The 693-nt window shown below is 41.6% G+C and carries 1 rRNA gene; it reads left to right on the top strand.

Annotated features, from left to right (window positions below):
* Window positions 1-489: 489 nt before the first annotated feature.
* A 16S ribosomal RNA gene (locus tag JQM82_RS15970) occupies window positions 490-693 on the top strand; the annotation flags it as partial.

The following is a 693-nucleotide window of genomic DNA, read 5'->3' as shown; positions in this document are numbered from 1 at the left end:
GAGGTAGATAGGTCAGAGGTGGAAGTGTGGTAACACATGGAGCTGACTGATACTAATCGGTCGAGGGCATGACCAAGCAAGGTGATAGGTAAGTGGATGATATTTCTTGTATGCAGTTTTGAAGGTATATAAAATATATTTTCAAAAAATGTTGACAAAAAGCGACAAACATGATATTCTAATATGGCTGTCGCAAATGACAACAAAGAACCTTGATAATTAAACAATAGACAACAACCCTGAAGATTTCTTTAAGAGAATATTCAGAGAACAGCTTCGAACTGCGCGAATGTAGCGCAGATGTTGAAAGTTTACTTTTAAACATCTGAGCGAATGAGCATTGGCGAAGCCAAGATGAGCGAGAAACTTTGTTTCGAGCTATCGGCAGTTCGAACACCTAATAACAGTAAAAGGGATAAGAAAGCTAGTAGTTTTCTTGAACTGGAGCGAACTTGATTTTGGATCTGTGTAACAGCAGGTTTAAGATTTTTTAACGAGAGTTTGATCCTGGCTCAGGATGAACGCTGGCGGCGTGCTTAACACATGCAAGTCGAGCGAAGCACTTAAATCAGATTCTTCGGAAGAAGATTCAAGTGACTGAGCGGCGGACGGGTGAGTAACGCGTGGGTAACCTGCCTCATACAGGGGGATAACAGTTAGAAATGACTGCTAATACCGCATAAGACCACGGTA

Origin of the sequence: Faecalicatena contorta, from assembly GCF_021531995.1 — a bacterium.
Lineage (GTDB): Bacteria > Bacillota > Clostridia > Lachnospirales > Lachnospiraceae > Dorea_A > Dorea_A contorta_A.
The sequence above is the reverse complement of the archived record's forward strand: the minus strand, read 5'-3'. Positions and strand labels throughout refer to the sequence as shown.